The organism is Streptomyces sp. NPDC031497 (assembly GCF_055580905.1).
On record NZ_JBVIKO010000002.1, the window covers coordinates 533,582 to 553,002 of the forward strand.

Genomic DNA, 19,421 nt, shown 5'->3' on the forward strand with positions numbered 1-19,421 from the left:
GGCGCCATCACAGGACAGGGGTGGGAGAGGTGCCGGTCCCGGTGCGGGGGGCCGCGCCCTCCGCGACCGGGCCGCCGGTCGGGGCGGCCGAGTCGCTGGGCGAGGGCGGCGGCGGCGACGCGGGCGGGGTCGGGGTGTCCGACGTGGGCGCCGGCGAGGACGGCGAGGGTGCCACGGACGACGACCCTGGCTTCGGCGAGGAACCCGCCGTCCCGGCGGACGACGTCGGCCGCGCGGACGCCGACGCGCTCGGCCGGCCTGCCCCCTTCTTCCCCGCCCCGGGCGCCCGGGAAGAGGCGCGGGCCGACGGGGTCGTACCGTCGCTCACGGCCGGAGCGGCCACCGAGTCACCGTCCCCCGAGGACCGGGCGGACCGCGCGGGCTGCGGCGAGTCGTCGACCTTGCCGGCCGGCCGGTCGTGGTTCTGCCCGGGTACCGGCAGCCAGGGCGCGTCGGAACTGCCGGACAGCAGCGTGACGACGATGACCACCGCGTAGACCGCGCAGGCGAGGCCGACGGCCATCCCGATCCTGCGGAAGCGGCGGCTGCGGCGCCCCGACGCGTCGACGAAGACCGGTGCGTCGGAGACCTCCGCCGCACCGGTCGGCCGTATCCGCACCGCACCGACGTCGTCCGGGGCGGGCACCAGGTCCGGGTCCCGGACGGAGGACGGGTCCTCCGCGTCGGCCGGGACCGCGCGCGCCGCATCGCCGGGGAGCACGCCCCACGGATCCCGCAGCGCACCGAACCGCAGCACCTCGGTCGCCCCGGTCGTGCCCGTCGTCCCGGTCACGCCCGTCGTCCCGGTCGTGCCGGTCCTCCCGGTCGTGCCGGTCCTCCCGGTCGCCGCCGAGTCGTCGGCGGCCTGGGCGGCCTCCCCCGGCTCGTCTCCTCCCGCCAGTGGCACATCCCGGGCATCCAGGGCCACCTGGGGCAATTCCGGTTGGGTTTCTTCTCGCCAATTTTTCACGCGCACGCATCCCCCCACGGGACTGTTCCGGGCGCGCTGACGAACCCGAGCTCACGTCACCGGATCCGGGCCCCCACCCGGTTCCGAACGCCCCCTTCTAGCTCTCCGCGCTCGGGGCCCTGAAGCTAGCGCACGAGGGGACGCCACGTTCCCGATGTGTCATTTGTGGTCGTCCATCACCTCTTGATCACTGGCTGGAATCCATCCATCGGCCGGCCGCTGAAGCCAACCTTCCGCCCGCCCGATCTCGACGGCCGCCCGCCGCAGCGCGTCCACTCCCGGATGGACCAGCCCCTTTCGCCACACGAGCGACACGGGCGACACGGGGACGGGATCAACCAGGGGCCGCGAGACCGTCCCAGGTATGGCCGGAAATCCCACTACCCCGAGGATCGGATTCCGGTTCTTGGCCATGATGCGCTCGAACTCCTCCTCCCCGACGGCCAGCGGCAGGGGCGGCGCGACCGCGATGTTCCGCCCCTCGAAGAGACAGAAGGCCAGGTCAGTCCATTCCAGCGTGCGCTCGTTCCCCGCGCCGGCGTACACCGTCTCGCCCGCCAGCGCGGCCAGCGGCACCTCCTCCAGGCCCGCAAGCCGGTGATCGGAGGGAATGATTACGGCCATGCGTTCGAACCGTACGGGCTGTTGTTCGAGCCCGGAGCGCAGTGCCGGATCCAGTCCCGCGAACCGTCCGAAGGACGCGTCGAGCCGCCCGGCGAGGAGTTCGGCCGCCGCTCCGGTGAGCCCGCTCTCGTAGCGGGCCATCAGCTCGCAGTCGGGGGCGAGTTCGCGGGCGCGGTACAGCACCCGACGGCCGGTCTCCAGGCCTGGGGAGTTGAGGTCCACCAGCAGCGGCCGGGCCTGCCCGAACGCGGCGAGCAGCGCTTCCTGGGCGGCCAGCGCCCGGCGGGCGTACGGCAGCAGCCGGGCGCCGTCGGCGGTCAGGGCGACCTGCCGGGTGGTCCGGAGGAACAACTCGGCGCCCAGCTCCCGCTCCAGCCGCCGTACATCACGGCTCAGGGCCTGCTGGGCGACGTACAGCCGGGCGGCGGCTCGGGTGAAGTGCAGTTCCTCGGCGACGGCGACGAAGACACGCAGGAGCCGGGGGTCGATGTGGGCGGGCGCTGACATCACGCGAACTTACAACACAGGTGCGTGAATCGGCACCGAGCAGGTGTTGGACCCCTCGATCGGCCCTGCGCGACGGTGAGGGACATGCCGCATCCGACCGAGCCGACTCCCCCGGGGCCCCGCCCGCAGGCCCACCCGCGCCCTCTTTACACCGTCACCACCGACACCCTCGTGGCCGTCGACTTCAGCCCCCGCACCCGCGACCGCGCCGACGACCGCACCGGCGGTCGCTCCGGCTCCAGCGCCGCCACCCGCTCCCACCGCCCGCGCCGCCCGCCCGGCCCCTACCGCCGTCTCTTCGCCCTCCCCGGCACCCGTGCCTTCAGCGCCGGGAATCTGCTGGCCCGGCTGCCCATGGGCATGTTCAGCGTCAGCGCGGTCGTGATGATCGCCGGTGCCCGTGGCTCGTACGCCCTCGCCGGTGCCGTCACCGCGACCGGCCTCGCGGCGACCGGGGTGGCCGGGCCCTGGGTGGCACGGCTCGTCGACCGGTACGGCCAGGCGCGGGTCGCCGTACCCGCCACCGTCACCGCCGTGCTCGGCAGCCTCGCCCTGCTGCTCTGTGTCCGCTTCGGCGCCCCGGACTGGACCCTGTTCGCCGCCTACGCGGCCACCGCCACCACCCCCAACCTCGGCGGCATGTCCCGCGCGCGCTGGGCCCACCTGTTGCGCGACGACCCGGACGCCCTGCACACCGCGAACTCCTACGAACAGGCCGCGGACGAACTGTGCTTCATGCTCGGCCCGGTACTGGCGTCCTTCCTGACCGGCACGTTCTTCCCGGAGGCCGGCACACTCGTCGGCGCGGTCCTGCTGCTGACCGGCATGCTGCTGTTCACCGCCCAGCGGGCCACCGAGCCACCGCCCCGGGCCGGAGGCGGCACCGCGAGAACTCCGCTGCGCATCCCCTCTCTCCTGGCCTGCTTCGTCGCGACCGGCGCGGTGTTCGGCTCGATGGAGGTCGTCACCATCGCCTACGCCGACGCCCAGGGCCACCGTTCGGCGGCCGGTGCCGTGCTCGCCCTCCAGGCGGCCGGCTCCTGCGCGGCGGGCCTGGTGTACGGAGCGCTCAAGCCGCGGGGACCGGCCGAACGACGGTTCCCCGTCTGCCTGTCGGCGATGGCGGTCCTGATGTCCCTCCCCCTCCTCGCGGCCCGCACGGCCGACAGCCTCTGGGCCCTGGCGCCCGCCCTGCTCGCGGCGGGCATGGCGACCGCGCCGACGATGGTGACCGCGATGACCCTGGTCCAGGACCGCACCCCCGCGGACCGCCTCAACGAGGGGATGAGTCTGGTCGTGACCGCCCTCCTGACCGGCGTCGCGGCGGGCTCCGCGCTGGGCGGCTGGGCGGCGGACCACCTCTCGCCGACGGCCGGTTTCGCCGCGCCCGTCGCCGCGGCCGTCACAGCCCTGTTGCTCAACACCGTCAGTCGAATCGCTTCCCACAATTCCCGCCGCACCCATTGACGGCCACACAGCCCGCACCTACCTTCCTCCGTCGAAGCGCTTCGACGTCCCGCATCGAACCGATGCGACGTGGGACGAGCACCATCCATCCGACTCCCCTGGAGGCACTGGATGTCGACGGCACGAAGGCGGACGGCGGCCGCGGCGGTGATCCTCTCCGGATCGCTGCTGCTGGCCTCCTGCGGCGGCTCGGGCGGCAGCACGTCCGACGGGAAGACGCTGCGGCTGTGGCACTACGAGGGTCCGACCAGCGCGATGGGCGTCGCCTGGAACGAGGCCATCAAGGAGTTCGAGGCGTCCCACCCGGGCGTGCGCGTGAAGTACGAGGAGAAGAGCTTCGAGCAGATCCAGAAGACCGCCCAGATGGTCCTGAACTCCTCCGACGCCCCCGACATCATGGAGTACAACAAGGGCAACGCGACGGCGGGCCTCCTCTCCAAGCAGGGACTCCTCACCGACCTGACCGCCGAGGCGACGAAGCGCGGCTGGGACAGGAAGCTCAGCGCGGGCGTGCGCACCACCAGCCGGTACGACGCCGACGGCGTGATGGGCTCCGGCAAGTGGTACGGAGTGCCCGACTACGCCGAGTACACGATGGTCTACTACGACAAGGACCTGTTCAGGAAGTACGGGATCGCCGAGCCGAAGACGTTCGACGACCTGACGGCGGCGATGGACAAGTTCGTCGAGAACAAGGTCACCCCGCTGGCGAACGCGGGCTCCGAGTACATGGCCCAGCAGTACCTGTACCAGCTGGCGCTGTCGAAGGCCGACCGCTCCTGGGTGGACCGCTATGAGCTGTACAAAGGCAAGGTCGACTTCCACGACACCGCCTGGACGTACGCGGCCACCACCTTCGCCGACTGGGTGAAGAAGGGCTACATCGCGAAGACGTCCAGCGGTACGACCGCCGAGCAGGCCGGGGTCTCCTTCATCCAGGGCAAGGCGCCGATCCTGTTCTCCGGCAGCTGGTGGTACGGCCGCTTCCAGTCGGAGGCCACGTTCGACTGGGGCAGCTTGCTGTGGCCCGGCTCGGACCTCACCCTCGGCTCCGGCGGCAACCTCTGGGTCGTACCGAAGAACTCCGAGAACAAGGATCTCGCCTACGACTTCATCGACATCACCCTGTCGAAGAAGATCCAGAACCTGCTCGGCAACAAGGGCGGAGTCCCGGTCGCGGCCGACGCGAGCGCCGTCACCGATCCCAAGGCCAGGGAGCTCATCGGCAACTTCAACACCCTCAGCAAGCGCGACGGCCTGGCCTTCTACCCGGACTGGCCGATCGCCGGCTTCTACGACACCCTCGTCTCCGAGACCCAGAAACTGATCACCGGGAGCGAGAAACCGGACGCCTACCTGAGCAATCTCCAGACGGCGTACGACAAGGGCTCGAAGTGACGGTGACCTTCGAAGGGCGGCGCACCACAGGTGACGGGCGCCGCCCCCGGGACTCCTACGCCCTCTTCCTCCTCCCCGGCGTCCTCGCCTTCCTCGCGGTCGTCGTCATCCCGTTCCTGATGAACACGGGCGTGAGCTTCACCGACTGGCAGGGCGTGGGCGGTCCGAAGTGGTCCGGGCTCGCCAACTACCGTGAGCTGCTGCACGATGCCGAGTTCTGGGCGTCCTTCCGGCACAGCCTCTTCATGGTCGTCGCGATGGCCGTGCTCCCGACGGCACTCGGACTGGTCCTGGCCGCCGCCCTGTTCGACTACGTCGGCAAGCACTTCGGCACCCGGATCGCCGCCGTCCTGCGCGCCTGCTTCTATCTCCCCCAGGTGCTGCCGGTGGCGGTGGCCGGCATCGTCTGGAGCTGGATCCTGGCCCCGGACGACGGCACCCTCAACGCCCTGCTGAAGGCGGTCGGGCTCGGCTCCTGGCAGCAGGACTGGCTCGGCGACCCTGACCTCGCCCTCTACACCGTGATGGGCGTGCTGGTCTGGGTGCAGATCGGCTTCCCGCTCGTCGTCTTCATGGCCGGGCTCGGGCGCGTCGACCCGCAGCTGTACGAGGCGGCCGAGCTGGACGGCGCCGGCTGGTGGCGCCGCTTCCGGCACATCACGCTGCCGCAGCTCCGCCCGGAGGTGTACGTCGTCCTGACCTGGTGCACGATCGCCGCACTCAAGGTCTTCGGCGCGGTGTACGTCCTGACCAAGGGCGGCCCGGGCGGCGCCACCGACGTCCCCTCGTACTTCTCCTTCACCACGTTCTTCGAGAAGACCCAGGTCGGCTACGGCTCGGCGATCTCCACGGTCCTCACGGTGATCATCCTGGCCCTGTCCCTGACCGGCCTGAAGCTGCAGAACCGCGCGGAGGACGGAGACCTCTGAATGACCGCACTACGCCGTTACCCCGTCCTCCTCGCCCTCTGTCTCGCCGCGCTCTTCATGGTCGTCCCGTTCCTGATCGTGGCCGTCAACGCGGTGAAGTCCCCCGCGGAGTACTCCCACAACGGCCCGCTGAGCCTCCCCCACGGGCTCTACCTGGACGGCCTCGAGAACTTCTGGCAGCGCGTCGACTACACCCGGAAGCTGATCAACTCGGTCCTCGTCAGCGGCTCGGTCGCCCTCCTCGCCACCGCCCTCTCCGTCCTCAACGCGTACGCGATCGGCATCGGCCGGATCAGGGGCCGCACCTGGGTGCTGGCCTTCTTCGTCCTCGCCACCATGCTGCCGCAGGAGGCGCTGGTCTATCCGCTCTACTACCTGAGCAAGCAGGCGGGTCTCTACGACACCAGGCTCAGCGTGATCATCGTGTTCACGGTGATCCAGTCGGCGTTCGGGACGTATCTCCTCTCCGCCGTCCTCGGCCGGTTCCCGCGCGAGATCGTCGAGGCGGCCCGGATCGACGGCGCGAACAAGTGGCAGATCCTGGTCCGGATCGTCGTACCCGTCAGCCGCCCGACCCTGGGCGTGCTCCTGGTCTTCTTCTTCGTCTGGACCTGGAACGAGTTCCTGCTCCCCCTGGTCATGCTGATCTCCAACGACAACCAGACGGTGTCCGTCGCCCTCGGCGTCCTCCAGGGCCAGCGCCTGATGGACGCCACGATGACCAACGCGGCCGCCCTGCTAGGCGTGCTCCCGGCCATCGTCTTCTTCCTCGTCTTCCAGCGCACGCTCACCCAGGGCATCGCCGTGGGCGCCGTCAAGTAGGAGGTACGTGAGTGAAGTTCACCGACGGCTACTGGCTGCTGCGCGAGGGCGTCGGCGCGGCCCATCCGGTCGAGGTCCTCAACGTCACCGCCGCGGACTCCGGTCTGGAGATCCACACGCCGACGCAGCCCTGACCAGCCGCCCGGCGCTCCCGCCCGCCCGGCCCTTCGGCCTGTGGCTCTCCACCTCCTTCCCGACGTCGTACGACGAGAAGACGGTCACGTCCTTCATCGAGGGCATGCGGGAGCGCGAACTCCCGCTCTCCGTCTTCCACTTCGACTGCTTCTGGATGCGGGAGTTCAACTGGTGCGACTTCCGGTGGGATCCCCGGGTGTTTCCGGATCCGGAGGGGATGCTGGGGCGGCTGCACGAGCGCGGACTGCGGGTGTGCGTGTGGATCAACCCGTACATCGCGCAGCGGTCGCCGCTGATCGCCGAGGGGAAGGAGCTGGGCCACCTGCTGCGGCGACCGGACGGGAGCGTGTGGCAGTGGGATCTGTGGCAGCCGGGGATGGCGTTGGTGGACTTCACGTCGGCGGCGGCCCCCGACTGGTACGCGGGCAAGCTGGAGGCTCTGCTGGCGCAGGGTGTCGACTGCTTCAAGACCGACTTCGGGGAACGGGTACCGGTGAACGTGGCCTGGCCCGACGGCTCGGACCCCGAGCGGATGCCCAACTACTACACAGCAGCCGCGCCAACGTCCTCGCCCTGGTGATCCCGCTGCGCACCGGCATCCACGTCCCGGTGGTCATGCATTTCGCGGTGTCGGTGGTGACGACGGCCCGCCGCCACGACCACGACGTGCTCCTCCTCACCCAGGAGGAGGGCGAGGAGGGCCTGCACCGGGTCACCGACACGGCGCTGGCCGACGCGCTGATCGTGATGGACGTCCAGCGGCACGACCCCCGGCTGCCGCTGGTGCGCGCACTGGAACGGCCGTCGGTACTGATCGGTTTCCCGGCCGCCACCAAGGGCCTGACCTGCGTCGACCTGGACTTCCGGGCGGCCGGTGAGCTGTGCGTGGAGCGGCTGGCGGGGCTGGGGCACCGGGTGGTCGCGCTGGTCGGCTCGCCGCCTGAGGTGTACGTGCGGGAGACGGCGTTCGCCCAGCGCGTCGTCCAGGGCTTCACGGCCGCCGCCGACCGCAACGGGATGGCGTCCTCCGTCCACCCGTGCGAGGCGACACCGGCGGCGGGGCTCCGCGTCCCGGTGTCCTCGGTCGCGCTGCCGGCCGCGGAACTCGGGGAGCGGGCGGCGGAGTTGCTGATGCGCAAGCTGGGCGGGGACAGGGAGGTGCCGGAGGCGACGCTGCTGGCGCCCCGGCTGACGGAGCGGGCGAGCACGGCGCCGCGGGAGGCATTCTGACGGCACATGCGAAACGGCGTTCCGCTCCGGGAGTCACCCCGGAGCGGAACGCCGTCCGTGCGGAAACCGGATCGCCGACTAGCCCTCGTCGACCATGAACTTGACGGCGTCCACCACGTACTCGCCGTAGTGGAGGGCTGATCCGATGGCCTCCAGCCGTGCGTACTGATCCGGAGACAGCGAGTTGTACGGCGTTTTCACGATGGCCCTCAGCAGGATCCGCAACGCCAGGTCCGGAGTGCAGCGGCGCGCGCAGTCGACGAGTGCCTCGCGGACCTCGGCGGGCAGGAACTCCACCCGCTCGACCTCGGCGACGATGGCGTCCCTGTGGGCGAGACCGTCCTCCGTGTCGGCCCCGGTGAGGGGGCGTACGTCCGCCTCGGCGGACAGCCGGGCTTCACACAGGCCGACGACCGTCCGTGTCCACTCCGATCCCGTGGTCCCAGTCCCCTCGAAACTCGGCATGTACTGTGCGCCGGCCGTCCACAACACCTCGATGGTCTCCGACGGAAGGTGCTCGGCAAGCACCTGGGCGTCACGGCGAACCGCCAGAACCACGTCGTCGACGTCCACAACGAGGTGTTTCGCGACGACGTCGGCGGCCGTGGGTCCGTCGTAGGTCCAGTCCTGGTGGAAGAAGCTCATCACCCACGAGACACCGAAATCGAAGTCACTGAAACGCTGCACTCTGTGTCACCTCCTCAGATCGGGTAGCAGGTCTGCACGTAGTAGCCGAAACGGTGCTTCCCCGCCGTCTCGGGAACCCTCACGAGTTTGATGAAGAAGCGGTTGCCCGCGGCCTGGCTGGCCCGGTTCTCCCAGTAGACCGTACCGAGGGAGGAATCCTTCGGTCCGAAGGTCCCCGTCCAGGTGAGCTCGTTCCGCGACTTGTCCTTCATCCAGTTCTTGATCATGTTGGCCTTCTGGCTCAGTGCGTAGTCGACGACCTTCTGGGCCGTCTCCTGGTCGACCCATACACTGTTCGGCGTTTCCACGCCTTTGTTCTTGCGCGTCTTGTCGGCGGACAGCCTCTTCGCTTCCTGCTCGGTCGGGATCACGTGTTCGTCGATGGTGTGGGCCTGACCGGGGAACTTCTGGCCGTCGAGCACGATGTCGTTGCAGTTGTGGACGAGGACCGGGGTCTCGCCCGCCACCGCGTAGAAGGTGTGCAGGCCGGACACGGTCAGGTCGTACACGGTCCGGGGCTTCGCCTCACGGCGGTCTAGCACCGCGGCCACGGTGCGCAGGGTACCGTCCGGGCCGCGCAGGCTCTCGCCGGGCCGCAGGTCGGACGCGAGTGTCCAGCCCCGGCCGACGACGAACATCCGGTGTCCGGGTGTGCTGGTGAGGCGCCCGCCGTCCGCCAGAGTGACGTCGACCAGGTCGACGGCGGTGTGGTGGAAGGTACGGGTCACCGGCTCGCCCTGAGCGCGTCCGGTCGCCGGGTCGGTGGCCAGCAGGAGGTCGCCGGTCCGTACGTCACGGAGCTGCTTGCGGCCGCCGTCGGCCAGGACGACCTCGGTGGTGCCGGGGAAGCTGTTCCTCGGGCACGCCGTCCGCGCCTCCTCGTACACCTTCGCGGACCGCTCGATCGCGGAGAGGGTACGGGCGTCCACATCCAGTGCCCGCAGCGCCTTCAGCGCGTCGGCGACGCCGACACCGGTGCGCATGGCCGCGTCCACGGCACGGATCGCCTCGGTGATCTTCGCGATCGGACCGCCGACCGGAAGCCAGGTGGCGGCCCAGGCACAGTCGCCGAAGCTGCCGCTGCCATCACCGTTGAGCTTGTGGTAGCAGCCGGTGAAGTCACCGATGATCGACTCGTAGATGCCCTTCCAGACGTCCTTGGTCACGTCCCACGCGGAGAGCTTGACCGTCTTGGTCAGGTCCTTGAACGTCTGCGTCTTGAGGAAGACCGTGTCCTCGGCGGGGCAACCGGCCTCCGTGGCGGGCACGTCCGAGTTGTCGCACAGGTAGTAGCTGACCACCGCGTCGAAGTGCACCTTGTACACCAACGTGTTGCAGTCCAGGCCGTGGCACTCGTTGGGGAGTCGTTCCGGCTCCCCGTTCTGCTTGATGTCGTCGATGACCGAGAACACGCCGCCGATCCCGGTCCCGGCTCCGGTCTGCACCTGCTTGTTCGCGTCGGCGGCTGCGGCCTGGTCGGCCGCCTGCTGTGCCGAGTCGGCGTATTTCTGGGCGTCCTTGGCCGCCTCCTCGGCCGCGGTGGCCTCGGCGTCGGCGCGGTCGGCCGCGGCGCGGGCGTCCTTCGCCGACTGCTCTGCCTCGGCGGCCGCCGTACGGGCCGCGTCCGCGTCCAGGGCCGCCTGGTCGGCGGAGTCCCGGGCGTCCTTGGCGTAACCCTCGGCGTTGCCGGCCGCCCGGTCGGCTGCTGCCGCGTCGGCGGCGGCCTGCTGGTCGTACTCGATGGTGCGCGCCAGTGACTTCTGCGCGTCCGCCGCGTACTGCGACGCCTCGGCGGCGTACCCCAGCGCCTCCTTCGAGGACCTGCGGGCGTCCGCCGCGTGACCGGCCGCCTCGGCGGCGATGGTGTACGCGGCCTTCGCGTCGCCGGTCGCGGCGTTGGCGAGGCTCTGCGCCTGCTCGGCGTTCTTCTGCGCGTTGGCGGCGTGCGCCTCGGCGACGGCCCGCTGCTGCTCGGCGATCGTCTTCGACGACTGGCCCGTCAGGACGACGAGCCCCGCAGCGGAGTCGGTGCCCACGTAGGGCGAACCGAGCTGGATCGCGTCGTTGGCCGGCGCGGCGACCTGCTGCGCGGACGCTCCGGCGTCCTCGGCCGCCTGCGCGGTCGTGTACGCGTGACCGGCCGCGTCGGCCGCGCCCGCGACCGCCTTGGCGGCCTCGGCCTTGGCCGCGTCGGCCTGCTTCTTGGAGTCGGCCGCGTGCTGCTCCGCCTCGTCGGCCAGCTTGACCGCGGTACGGGCCGCGGCGGCCGAGGCCTGAGAGGCCTTGATGGCGTCCGCCGCCGCGCTGGTCGCGGTGCGCACCGCCGCGTCCGCCTTCAGCTTGGCCGCCTGGGCGTCGTCCGCGTCGGAACGGGCCCGCTTCGCCGCCGCCTCGGCACGCGTCGCCGCGGCGTCGGCGTCCGCCGCGGCCTGGCTCGCCGCGTCGGCCTCGGTACGGGCCGAACCCGCCGCCGCCTCCGCGTCGTCGGCCGCCTGGTCCGCCTCGTCGGCCGCCGCCCGTGAGTCCTTCGCGTCGGCGTCCGAGTCGTGCGCGTCGGCGTAGGCGTCCTTGGCGTCGGACTTCGCACGCGCCGCGTTCGCCTTGTTCTTCGCGTCCCACGCGTCGTCCGACTTGCCCTTGGCCAGATCCCGCGCGGCCTCCGCGTCCTGGCGCTTGCTGCGGGCGGTGGATTCGGCGGTCTCCGCCCGGCCCTTGGCCTCGGCGGCGGTCTTCGCGTACCCCTCGGCGTTCGTCCTGTGCTGCGCGGCCTCGGCCTGCTTCTGCGCGGCGGTCGCCTTCTCCGCCTTGGCCGTCGCCTCTTCCGCCTCCGCGTCGAGCCGCTTGGCGTGCGCTGTGGCGGCGGCCGCCTTCGCGTCCGCCTCCGCCTGCTGGGTCTCGCCGAGCTTCGCCTTCGCCGTGTCCCGCGCGGCCTTGGCGGTCTGCGCCTGTACGGCGGCCGCGTCGGCGGCGGCCTTCGCCTGCGCGTTGGCCTCCTGCGCGGCGGCCGTACGGAACGCGGCCTTCGACTGTGCCGCCTGCGTCACCGCGCGGGCGGCGATGGTCGCGCTGTCACCGGCGGACGCCTTGGTCGCCGCGTAGGCGGTGTCGCCGGCCTTGGACAGGGCGTCGAGCGCGGCCGCCGACGCCTTGGTGACCTGGGCCTTCTGCTGCCCGACGAGCAGGCCTCGGCCGCGCGGGGCGCCCGCCCGGTCGGCGATGGCGTAGGCGGCCTGGGTGGCGGTGTCCGTGTCGGTGGCGGACTTCTTCACCGCGGTGGCCTGGGCCTTGAGCAGGTCGAGCTGGGTCTTCGCCGCGGCCTGGGCGTCGGTGACGCCCTTCTTCGCCTTGTCGAACTGGGCCTTGGTCGGATAGTCCAGCTTGTCGGTGCCGTTGTGGCCGGACGGGGCGATGTCGAACTTCTGCGGGTCGGTGCCCTTGCAGTCCCACATCCGGGCGTCACGGCCGTTGTCGTAGGTCGCGAGGTCCAGGCAGTTGCCGGTGCCCGGGTTGTACAGGCGGCTGGTCGCGTGGGTGTCGTACTCCCACTTCTGGGCCGTGCTCTTGGCGTTGCAGGTCGAGATCTGGACCACGGTCCCGTTCGCGGTACCGCCGCCCTTCACCTCCAGGCACTTGCCGGAGTTGACGTTGACCAGGGCGTCGCCGCTGATCGCCCACTTCTGCCCGACCGAGCCGTTGCAGGTGTAGATCTGCACCGGCGTGCCGTTGTCCTTCTTGCCGCCGCCCACTTCGAGGCACTTGTCGGCGGCGCCGTGCGCGTGCACGATCATCGGGCTGTCGCCGATCCAGCCGGGGCCGCCGGCGGACCAGTAGTCCTGCCAGCGGGCGAGGCGGTCGGCGATCCACGACTGGCCCAGCAGCTCGCCCAGCGCCTTGGAACCGGTGGCGAGGGCCTTGGTGGCGTCGCGGTTCGCGTTGAGGATCTGGTCGCGCTGGGTGGCCTGGGCGGCGATCTCCCGCTGCCACTCGGCGGACGCGTCCGCGACCTCCTTGCCGAGGACCCGGTCCGGGTCGACGGGGCCGCGCCAGTCGCAGGCGGCGAACCGGGTCTTCAGGTCCTCCACGGCGATCCGGTACTCGACGCTGCCCGGGTCGGGCGCGGTGCGCGGGAAACCGCCGGAGGAGAGGAAGACACGGGCGTTGTCCGCGCCCGTCGGCTGCGTGGACCAGTTCACCAGGCTGTCCCACGCCTGGTGTTCGGCGTACGCCTGCTGCCACTGCGGGGTGGGGAGCGAGGGGTCCGGATCACTGCCGTAGAGCGGGGTGCCGAGGTCCTTGACCGCCTTCAGCGTGGCGTCGTCGGCCTTCGGGGTGGGGTCGTCGTAGAAGGGGCCCTCGTCCATCCACATCTGGCTGCCGACCCACTGGGACAGGCCGGTCTGCTCGAAGAAGTCCTGGGTGTCGTCCCCGGGCAGGCCCGGCGGATCCTCGAAGTCGGCGACCGTCTTGAAGCTGCCCGGGGTGGAGAGGCCTGAGACGGGCTTCTTCCAGTCGCTGATGTGGTCGTAGAGCGCCGCGCCCTCCTTACTCGCGGCGGCCTTGTCCTGGTCGAACGCCTTGGACAGCGGAGTGTCGTTCCAGTACTCCCGGTTCGCCGCCGTGTGCAGCTTGTCCGGAGTCTGGTCGAGCGCGTCCTGGGCGGTGCTGAACATGCCGGGGCCACCCAGGCGCAACACGTCGGCCATCAGGCACTGGTCCTGGCGGAGCTGCTCGGCGGCGGCCACGTCGAAGCCGTCGTAACTGTCCGCCACCGGGCTGAAGTCGGCGGCCCGGTCGTGGGGCAGGTCCGGCCGGCCGGCGACCGTGGCGAGCACGGCGAGCGCGAGTACGGAGGGGACAAGTCGGCTGAGAGTGCGGGATTTTCGCGCAAGGGGAGTCACGGTCCCCGGTCTGGCACGCAAAAGAGCATCCGTTCTTCATGAAGAGGGCAGACGGGGGCCCGGATCGAAGAGGTGAGGTGCCGCGGCGGCGGTCAGGCTCGCGTACGGCGCGGATGCGTTCGTCTCTGCGGATACGTCAGTGATGACGGCATGACGATGTATCCCTCCCCCGTGGCGACAGTGTTCCCCCGGTCGCCGATGGACGTGCGCGGCAGCCGAATGGTCAGTTCAGCGCTGCGCGCACCGCACTTTAGTCAACTTGTGGGCTACCTGTGAAGAGTTTTTGACCGAACGAGATCAACCTTCACATCAGCCGTGCCCCGCGAACGCGACGAGGGCCCGGTGGTCTTAGACCACCGGGCCCTCGCAACATGGAGACTGTGGAGATGGCGGGAATCGAACCCGCGTCCAACGGTGCAAAAGCAGGGCTTCTCCGTGTGCAGTTCGCTGTGATTTTCTCGGCCCCGGCGATCACGCGAACAAGTCGCCGACGGGCCCAGTCACTGTTTGATTTCCCATCGCACCCCGTGACCGGGCGCAATGGTTTAGTCCCCTAGATTATGCCAGGGTCCGGGTCGGGAACATCCCCGGGCTGACACCCGTTAAGGGCCTTCACTCACTGCTTATTAGGCAGCGAGGGCGAAGGCGCGGGAATCGCTCTTGGAATTGGCGATTATTGGTTGCGACATATGGTTTACGAGATCATTGCCGCTTCCTCGACACGCTTCCCCTGTTTCAACATCCGCTGTCGAAACCGATCATCCCCATGTTGATTTTTCAATGCGCACACCCGGGCTTCCCCTGGTGTTGGTGCCATCGTACGTGACCAACGCACGCCGATGCCACCGTATTCCCGGCGGCTTCGCCCTACTGGCCCCGCTGCTTCCGCTTCGCCGCCGCGATCGCCCGGTCCGACTCCCGGCGGTCCTGCTGCTCGCGCAGGGTCTGCCGCTTGTCGTACTCCTTCTTGCCTCGCGCCAGGGCGATCTCCGCCTTCGCGCGGCCGTCCTTGAAGTAGATGGCGAGGGGCACGATCGTGTGGCCCGTCTCCTGGGACTTGGCCTCCAGCTTGTCGATCTCCTCCCGGTGCAGCAGCAGCTTGCGCTTACGGCGCACCGAGTGGTTGGTCCAGGTGCCCTGGCTGTACTCGGGGATGTGGGCGTTGTGCAGCCACGCCTCGTTCCCGTCGATCTGCACGAAGCCGTCGGTCAGCGAGGTACGGCCCTGGCGGAGCGACTTCACCTCGGTGCCGGACAGGACGATGCCGGCCTCGTAGGTGTCGATGATCGCGTAGTCGTGCCGCGCCTTCTTGTTCTGCGCGACGATCTTGCGCTTGCCGCCCTTCTCGCCGTCCCTGGCTTTGGCGGCCGTCCCCTGCTGCTTCTGCTGGGACTCTTTCGGTACGTACATTCCCTTGGCCATAGTGCCCTCCATTTTCGCACTACGGAGGGGGTGCGAGGGAAGCGGATTAGCGGCGGGTCCCGCAGGGGCTCCTGCGCCGGGCTACGACGGGTCGCCCAGGCCGCTGAGGACCGTCTCGGCCCGCTCCAGCGCCCCGGAGCCCACCTCCAGGTCGGGGGTGATGCCCCGGCCGTCGACGGTGTGGCCCGAGGGGGTGCGGTAGTGGCCGACGGTGAGTTCGGCGACCGAGCCGTCGGGGAGCCGGGTGGGCATCTGGATGGAGCCCTTGCCGAAGGTGCGGGAGCCGAGGACGACCGCGCGGCCGCGGTCCTGGAGGGCGCCGGTGAGCATCTCGGCCGCGCTCATGGTGCCGCCGTCGACGAGCGCGACCAGGGGCCTCGCGGTGTCGCCGCCGGCGTCGGCGTGCAGGGCGCGCTGGGCGCCGTCGACGTCGTAGGTGGCGACCAGGCCGCCGTCGAGGAAGGCGGAGGCGGCGGTGACGGCCTCGCTGACCAGGCCGCCGGAGTTGCCGCGCAGGTCGAGCACGATCCCGCCGTCGGCGGGGGCCTGCCGTACGGCGTCGCGGACGAGCTCCCCCGAGCCCTTGGTGAAGGCGGAGATCTTGATGACGGTGATACCGGCGGACAGCTTGCGGACGGTCACCGAGTCGGTGGACAGCAGCGCCCGGCGCAGGGTCTCGCGCCACGCGTGCGTGCCGCGTTCGAGGCCGAGAGTGACGGTCGTGCCGGCGCGGGCGTCGGTGGCGTCACCGCGCAGTAACGAGACGACGTCGGTGACGGGCCGCCCGTCGACGTCCGCCCCGTCGACGCTGCGCAGCCGGTCGCCCTTCCTGATGCCGGCGGTGGCCGCGGGCGACCCGGCCTGCACCTTGGTCACCTCGATCCGGCCGTCCCGCTCCCGCCGGGCCCACAGGCCGACACCGGTGTACTGGCCGTCGAGCGCTTCCTCGAACTCCTGGTACTCGCCCTCGGAGTAGACCGCGGCCCACCGGTCCCCGCTGCGGCTCACGGCCCGTTCGGCGGCCTCCATGGGGGACTTGCCGTCGGCCATCGCGTCGGCGGCGGCCTTGGCGACGTCCTCGTGCCGGTCGGCCGCACGGGCGGCTCCGGTGGGTGTCTTCCGGTCGGACTGCCCCGGGTCGGGAAACGCCCCGGTGGCCGCCCCGGTCACCAACAGCCCTGCGAACACCAACGTCAGAGCCGCCCCCCGGCGAACCCGGCGGGGCTGACAGAACAGCTCTCGGCCTGACATGCCGGTGAGTCTAGGACAAGGCAAGAGGGCCGCACGGGCGGTTGCCCGTACGGCCCTCTTGGCATGCGTCACACCTTCAGGTACTTGCGCAGCGCGAAGAACGCCGCAAGCGCGGGCATCAGGAGGCTCGTTGCGAGGATGAGCGGGAGCTTGGTCAACACCGCGTCCCAGCCGATGAAGTTGATCAGGTTCAGCTTCTGGGAGAGGGCCAGGCCGTGGTCGATGATGAAGTAGCGGGCGATCACCAGGAATCCGCAGGCGACCGTGCCGCCGATCAGGCCGGCCACGGCGGCCTCCGCGATGAACGGGGCCTGGATGTAGAAGCCGGAGGCGCCGACCAGGCGCATGATGCCGGTCTCGCGCCTACGGCTGAACGCGGAGACGCGCACCGTGTTGACGATCAGCATCAGGGCGACGATCAGCATCATCGCCATGACCGCGCGTGCCGCCCAGTTCATACCGTTCAGCAGTCCGAAGAGGTTGTCCAGAATGCCCTTTTGATCCTGAACGGACTGGACACCGTCACGGCCGTCGAACGCCGTCGCGACCACCTGGTACTTCTGCGGGTCCTTCAGCTTGATCCGGTACGACTCCTGCATCTGGTCCGGCGTGAGGGAGTCGGCCAGCGGGGAGTCGCCGAACTGCTCCTTGTAGTGCTTGTACGCGTCGTCCTGCGACTCGTAGGTGACCTTCTCGACCACCGACATCTTGCTGAGGTCGGCCTGGATCTGCTTCTTCTGGTCGTCGGTGACCGCGCCCTTGGCACAGTTGGGGTCGGACTCGGCATCGCTCTTGTTGCAGAGGAAGATCGAGACGTTGACCTTGTCGTACCAGTAGCCCTTCATGGTGGTGACCTGGTCGCTCATGAGGAGCGAGCCACCGAAGAGCGCCAGGGACAGGGCGACCGAGACGACGACCGCGAAGGTCATCGTCAGATTGCGGCGGAGACCGACTCCGATCTCCGACAGTACGAACTGGGCGCGCATGGCGTCGGGTTATGCCTTTCCGTCGTGGAGCGCGTGAAGCGTCGGGAACGTGTGCATCGGTTTCAGTGCTGGTAGCCGTAGACGCCGCGGGCCTGGTCGCGGACGAGTCGGCCCTTCTCCAGCTCGATGACGCGCTTGCGCATCTGGTCCACGATGTTCTGGTCGTGCGTCGCCATCACCACAGTGGTGCCCGTCCGGTTGATCCGGTCGAGCAGCTTCATGATGCCGACGGAGGTCTGCGGGTCGAGGTTGCCGGTCGGCTCGTCGGCGATCAGCAGCTTGGGCCGGTTGACGAAGGCCCGCGCGATGGCCACGCGCTGCTGCTCACCACCGGAGAGTTCGCCCGGTCTGCGGTCCTCCTTGCCGCCGAGCCCGACGAGGTCGAGCACCTGCGGCACCGACTTGCGGATCTCGCCCTTGGACTTGCCGATGACCTCCTGGGCGAAGGCCACGTTCTCGGCGACCGTCTTGTTGGGCAGCAGACGGAAGTCCTGGAAGACCGTCCCGAGCTGGCGGCGCATCTGCGGCACCTTCCAGTTGGAGAGACGGGCGAGGTCCTTGCCCAGGACGTGCACCTGGCCGTGACTGCACCGCTCCTCGCGGAGGATCAGCCGCAGGAAGGTGGACTTTCCGGAGCCGGAGGATCCCACGAGGAAGACGAACTCACCCTTCTCCACTTCCAGGGAGACATCCCTGAGTGCGGGGTGGGTCTGCTTGGGGTAGACCTTGGAGACATTGTCGAATCGGATCACGGATGCACCACGGGTCGCCGGGGGTAGATGAGCGTGACCATACGCGAGTCGGGTGAGTAAGCGCAGGCGCCGGTCACGGTTGGGTGAGGCTTGTGCGGTTTTGTTCCGGGGCAGTCTTTCCGGAACGCCGGGGCGAGGTCTGCGGACGGCCGCGCCCTTTCCGGGGGAACCTGGCACAGTGGAGGGGGAACGTTCTCGTTCCGCTGAGCGTTGTGTAGGTAATGGCCGGTGCAAGGAGGGCGAGCGCATGACGTACGACCGGTTGGTGTGCGCGAACTGCGCGGCGCCCGTGAGCGAAGGCCGGTGCCCCGTGTGCCGTGCCAACCGCGAGCGTCTTCAGCAGGAGAACTTCCTCGGCGGGCTGAACCCGATGGCGCTGATCGGGCTGCTGGCGGTGCTGATCGCCGCGGTGGCGCTGCTGGCGCATCAGACCGCGTAGCACGGCGAAGCCTGCGACAAGCGACCGAAGGGCCCGGAGCCATCGCTCCGGGCCCTTCGCCGTATGTGACGCATTCGCTCTGTGAGCGGATGACTACCGTCAGGCGGTGGCGCCGCCGCGGCCGCTCATGAGGCGCGGCAGGATGCGGAAACCGATACCGCCGGCGATCATCGTGGCGGCACCGACGACGAGGAAGGTCGTCTGCGCGGCACCGGTCTCGGCGAGCTGGTCGCCGCCACCCTGGGCCTGGGTGTTCGAGGTGTCCGAACCGGTGTCGGTGAGGGCCGAGGAGCCCTCCTCCTGCGCGGAGGTGCCCGAGTTGCCGTCGGTGCCGGTGTTGTTGCCGCCGCTGCTGCCCGTGCCGCTGCCGTCGGTCGGGTTGTCGCTGGTCGGCTCGTCCGTGGGCTCGGTGGGCTCGTCCGTGGGTTCGGTGGGCTCATCGGTCGGCTCGGTGGGCTCGTCCGTGGGCTCGGTGGGCACATCGGTCGGCTCGGTGGGCACGTCCGTCGGCTCACTGCTCGGCGGCTCGCTGGTGGCCGGGTCGGTCGGGATCCCGGTGGGGTCCTCGGTCGGATCGTCGGCAGCGGTGTTGACGGTGGCGGTCAGGCCGTCCTCGTTGGCCTCGACGCCGATGGAGAGGGCGGAGGCCGCGCCGGCGGCGGTCAGCGACGCACCGGCGGCGATCACGGCGCAGGCGGCTATCCGCGCGACCCGGATCCGTGTCTTCTTGGTCATCTGGTTGCTACCCCCAGTAGCTGAATGTCAGGTTGGCGGCGCTGGGGCTGTGCTCTACGGAGATAGCTACGGATGCGCAAGCCCCCCGGTTCTCATGCGCCCCAAAGATACGCACGCCACGCTTCACCCTTCCCATTTTTCAAAGCAACGTCAAGGCCGTTGCGGGCGC

16 protein-coding genes, 1 other RNA gene and 1 pseudogene are annotated in these 19,421 nt (G+C 70.0%); 8 read left to right on the top strand and 10 right to left on the bottom strand.

The features are described from left to right. Positions 1-7: 7 nt before the first annotated feature. Together ACZ5K7_RS05735 and ACZ5K7_RS05740 are read right to left on the bottom strand one after the other, a co-directional pair. On the bottom strand, positions 8-928 hold the full coding sequence (locus ACZ5K7_RS05735) for a hypothetical protein (RefSeq protein ID WP_468910775.1): 921 nt from the start codon (positions 926-928) through the stop codon (positions 8-10). Positions 929-1,129: 201 nt separating this feature from the next. Continuing rightward, the gene (locus ACZ5K7_RS05740; protein ID WP_468910778.1) at positions 1,130-2,101 is read right to left on the bottom strand and encodes a LysR family transcriptional regulator; all 972 of its coding nucleotides are present in this window, start codon (positions 2,099-2,101) and stop codon (positions 1,130-1,132) included. A gap of 84 nt (positions 2,102-2,185) precedes the next feature. Between ACZ5K7_RS05740 and ACZ5K7_RS05745 the strand changes: the two genes are divergently transcribed. The 7 genes and pseudogenes from ACZ5K7_RS05745 to ACZ5K7_RS05775 all read left to right on the top strand — a co-directional run bounded on the left by ACZ5K7_RS05745 (position 2,186) and on the right by ACZ5K7_RS05775 (position 8,082). Then, entirely contained in the window at positions 2,186-3,568 is a 1,383-nt protein-coding gene (locus ACZ5K7_RS05745) for an MFS transporter (RefSeq protein WP_468910781.1), read from the top strand. A gap of 111 nt (positions 3,569-3,679) precedes the next feature. Next, positions 3,680-4,966 carry an ABC transporter substrate-binding protein gene (locus ACZ5K7_RS05750; RefSeq protein WP_468910783.1) on the top strand — a complete coding sequence of 429 codons (1,287 nt, stop codon included), beginning with the start codon at positions 3,680-3,682 and terminating at the stop codon, positions 4,964-4,966. Next, the gene (locus tag ACZ5K7_RS05755) at positions 4,963-5,895 is read left to right on the top strand and encodes a carbohydrate ABC transporter permease (protein WP_468910786.1); all 933 of its coding nucleotides are present in this window, start codon (positions 4,963-4,965) and stop codon (positions 5,893-5,895) included. Before ACZ5K7_RS05750 ends, ACZ5K7_RS05755 begins: the two co-directional genes overlap by 4 nt. Beyond that, positions 5,896-6,717, top strand: a complete 822-nt coding sequence (locus ACZ5K7_RS05760; protein WP_468910789.1) for a carbohydrate ABC transporter permease — start codon at positions 5,896-5,898, stop codon at positions 6,715-6,717. Positions 6,718-6,728: 11 nt separating this feature from the next. Next, on the top strand, positions 6,729-6,851 hold the full coding sequence (locus ACZ5K7_RS05765; RefSeq protein WP_468910994.1) for a hypothetical protein: 123 nt from the start codon (positions 6,729-6,731) through the stop codon (positions 6,849-6,851). Beyond that, positions 6,845-7,402 (top strand): annotated as a pseudogene (locus tag ACZ5K7_RS05770) (TIM-barrel domain-containing protein); the annotation flags it as partial. The gene ACZ5K7_RS05765 and the pseudogene ACZ5K7_RS05770, both read left to right, overlap by 7 nt. Further along, the gene (locus tag ACZ5K7_RS05775) at positions 7,312-8,082 is read left to right on the top strand and encodes a substrate-binding domain-containing protein (RefSeq protein WP_468910979.1); all 771 of its coding nucleotides are present in this window, start codon (positions 7,312-7,314) and stop codon (positions 8,080-8,082) included. The pseudogene ACZ5K7_RS05770 and the gene ACZ5K7_RS05775, both read left to right, overlap by 91 nt. Positions 8,083-8,160: 78 nt before the next feature. Here ACZ5K7_RS05775 and ACZ5K7_RS05780 read toward each other — a convergent pair whose 3' ends face one another. From ACZ5K7_RS05780 to ftsE, 7 genes are all read right to left on the bottom strand, one after another. Beyond that, positions 8,161-8,769 carry a hypothetical protein gene (locus tag ACZ5K7_RS05780; RefSeq protein WP_468910791.1) on the bottom strand — a complete coding sequence of 203 codons (609 nt, stop codon included), beginning with the start codon at positions 8,767-8,769 and terminating at the stop codon, positions 8,161-8,163. Between the two features lie 14 nt (positions 8,770-8,783). After that, positions 8,784-13,667 carry a ricin-type beta-trefoil lectin domain protein gene (locus tag ACZ5K7_RS05785; protein WP_468910794.1) on the bottom strand — a complete coding sequence of 1,628 codons (4,884 nt, stop codon included), beginning with the start codon at positions 13,665-13,667 and terminating at the stop codon, positions 8,784-8,786. Positions 13,668-14,045: 378 nt separating this feature from the next. Next, positions 14,046-14,433: a transfer-messenger RNA gene (gene ssrA / locus ACZ5K7_RS05790) on the bottom strand. A 101-nt stretch (positions 14,434-14,534) separates the two neighbouring features. After that, on the bottom strand, positions 14,535-15,077 hold the full coding sequence (smpB, locus tag ACZ5K7_RS05795; RefSeq protein WP_351701596.1) for an SsrA-binding protein SmpB: 543 nt from the start codon (positions 15,075-15,077) through the stop codon (positions 14,535-14,537). A 93-nt stretch (positions 15,078-15,170) separates the two neighbouring features. After that, positions 15,171-16,340: a S41 family peptidase gene (locus ACZ5K7_RS05800; protein ID WP_351701416.1), complete on the bottom strand. Its 1,170-nt coding sequence runs from the start codon at positions 16,338-16,340 to the stop codon at positions 15,171-15,173. A 68-nt stretch (positions 16,341-16,408) separates the two neighbouring features. After that, positions 16,409-17,326, bottom strand: a complete 918-nt coding sequence (ftsX, locus tag ACZ5K7_RS05805) for a permease-like cell division protein FtsX (RefSeq protein ID WP_351701419.1) — start codon at positions 17,324-17,326, stop codon at positions 16,409-16,411. A gap of 62 nt (positions 17,327-17,388) precedes the next feature. After that, positions 17,389-18,078, bottom strand: coding sequence for a cell division ATP-binding protein FtsE (gene ftsE / locus ACZ5K7_RS05810; protein ID WP_059203505.1), 690 nt, complete (start codon positions 18,076-18,078; stop codon positions 17,389-17,391). 247 nt (positions 18,079-18,325) lie between these two features. Between ftsE and ACZ5K7_RS05815 the strand changes: the two genes are divergently transcribed. Further along, positions 18,326-18,517 carry a hypothetical protein gene (locus tag ACZ5K7_RS05815; protein ID WP_351701422.1) on the top strand — a complete coding sequence of 64 codons (192 nt, stop codon included), beginning with the start codon at positions 18,326-18,328 and terminating at the stop codon, positions 18,515-18,517. A gap of 99 nt (positions 18,518-18,616) precedes the next feature. Here the strand turns inward: ACZ5K7_RS05815 and ACZ5K7_RS05820 are convergent, their stop codons facing one another. Further along, positions 18,617-19,252, bottom strand: coding sequence for a hypothetical protein (locus ACZ5K7_RS05820; RefSeq protein WP_450972445.1), 636 nt, complete (start codon positions 19,250-19,252; stop codon positions 18,617-18,619). Between the last annotated feature and the right edge of the window lie 169 nt (positions 19,253-19,421).

Coding starts and splice junctions, on each gene's coding strand:
- ACZ5K7_RS05740 (WP_468910778.1), bottom strand. CDS start 2,101: ATGTCAGCGCCCGCCCACATCGACCCCCGGCTCCTGCGTGTCTTCGTC.
- ACZ5K7_RS05745 (WP_468910781.1), top strand. CDS start 2,186: ATGCCGCATCCGACCGAGCCGACTCCCCCGGGGCCCCGCCCGCAGGCC.
- ACZ5K7_RS05750 (WP_468910783.1), top strand. CDS start 3,680: ATGTCGACGGCACGAAGGCGGACGGCGGCCGCGGCGGTGATCCTCTCC.
- ACZ5K7_RS05760 (WP_468910789.1), top strand. CDS start 5,896: ATGACCGCACTACGCCGTTACCCCGTCCTCCTCGCCCTCTGTCTCGCC.
- smpB (WP_351701596.1), bottom strand. CDS start 15,077: ATGTACGTACCGAAAGAGTCCCAGCAGAAGCAGCAGGGGACGGCCGCC.
- ACZ5K7_RS05800 (WP_351701416.1), bottom strand. CDS start 16,340: ATGTCAGGCCGAGAGCTGTTCTGTCAGCCCCGCCGGGTTCGCCGGGGG.
- ftsX (WP_351701419.1), bottom strand. CDS start 17,326: ATGCGCGCCCAGTTCGTACTGTCGGAGATCGGAGTCGGTCTCCGCCGC.
- ACZ5K7_RS05815 (WP_351701422.1), top strand. CDS start 18,326: ATGACGTACGACCGGTTGGTGTGCGCGAACTGCGCGGCGCCCGTGAGC.
- ACZ5K7_RS05820 (WP_450972445.1), bottom strand. CDS start 19,252: ATGACCAAGAAGACACGGATCCGGGTCGCGCGGATAGCCGCCTGCGCC.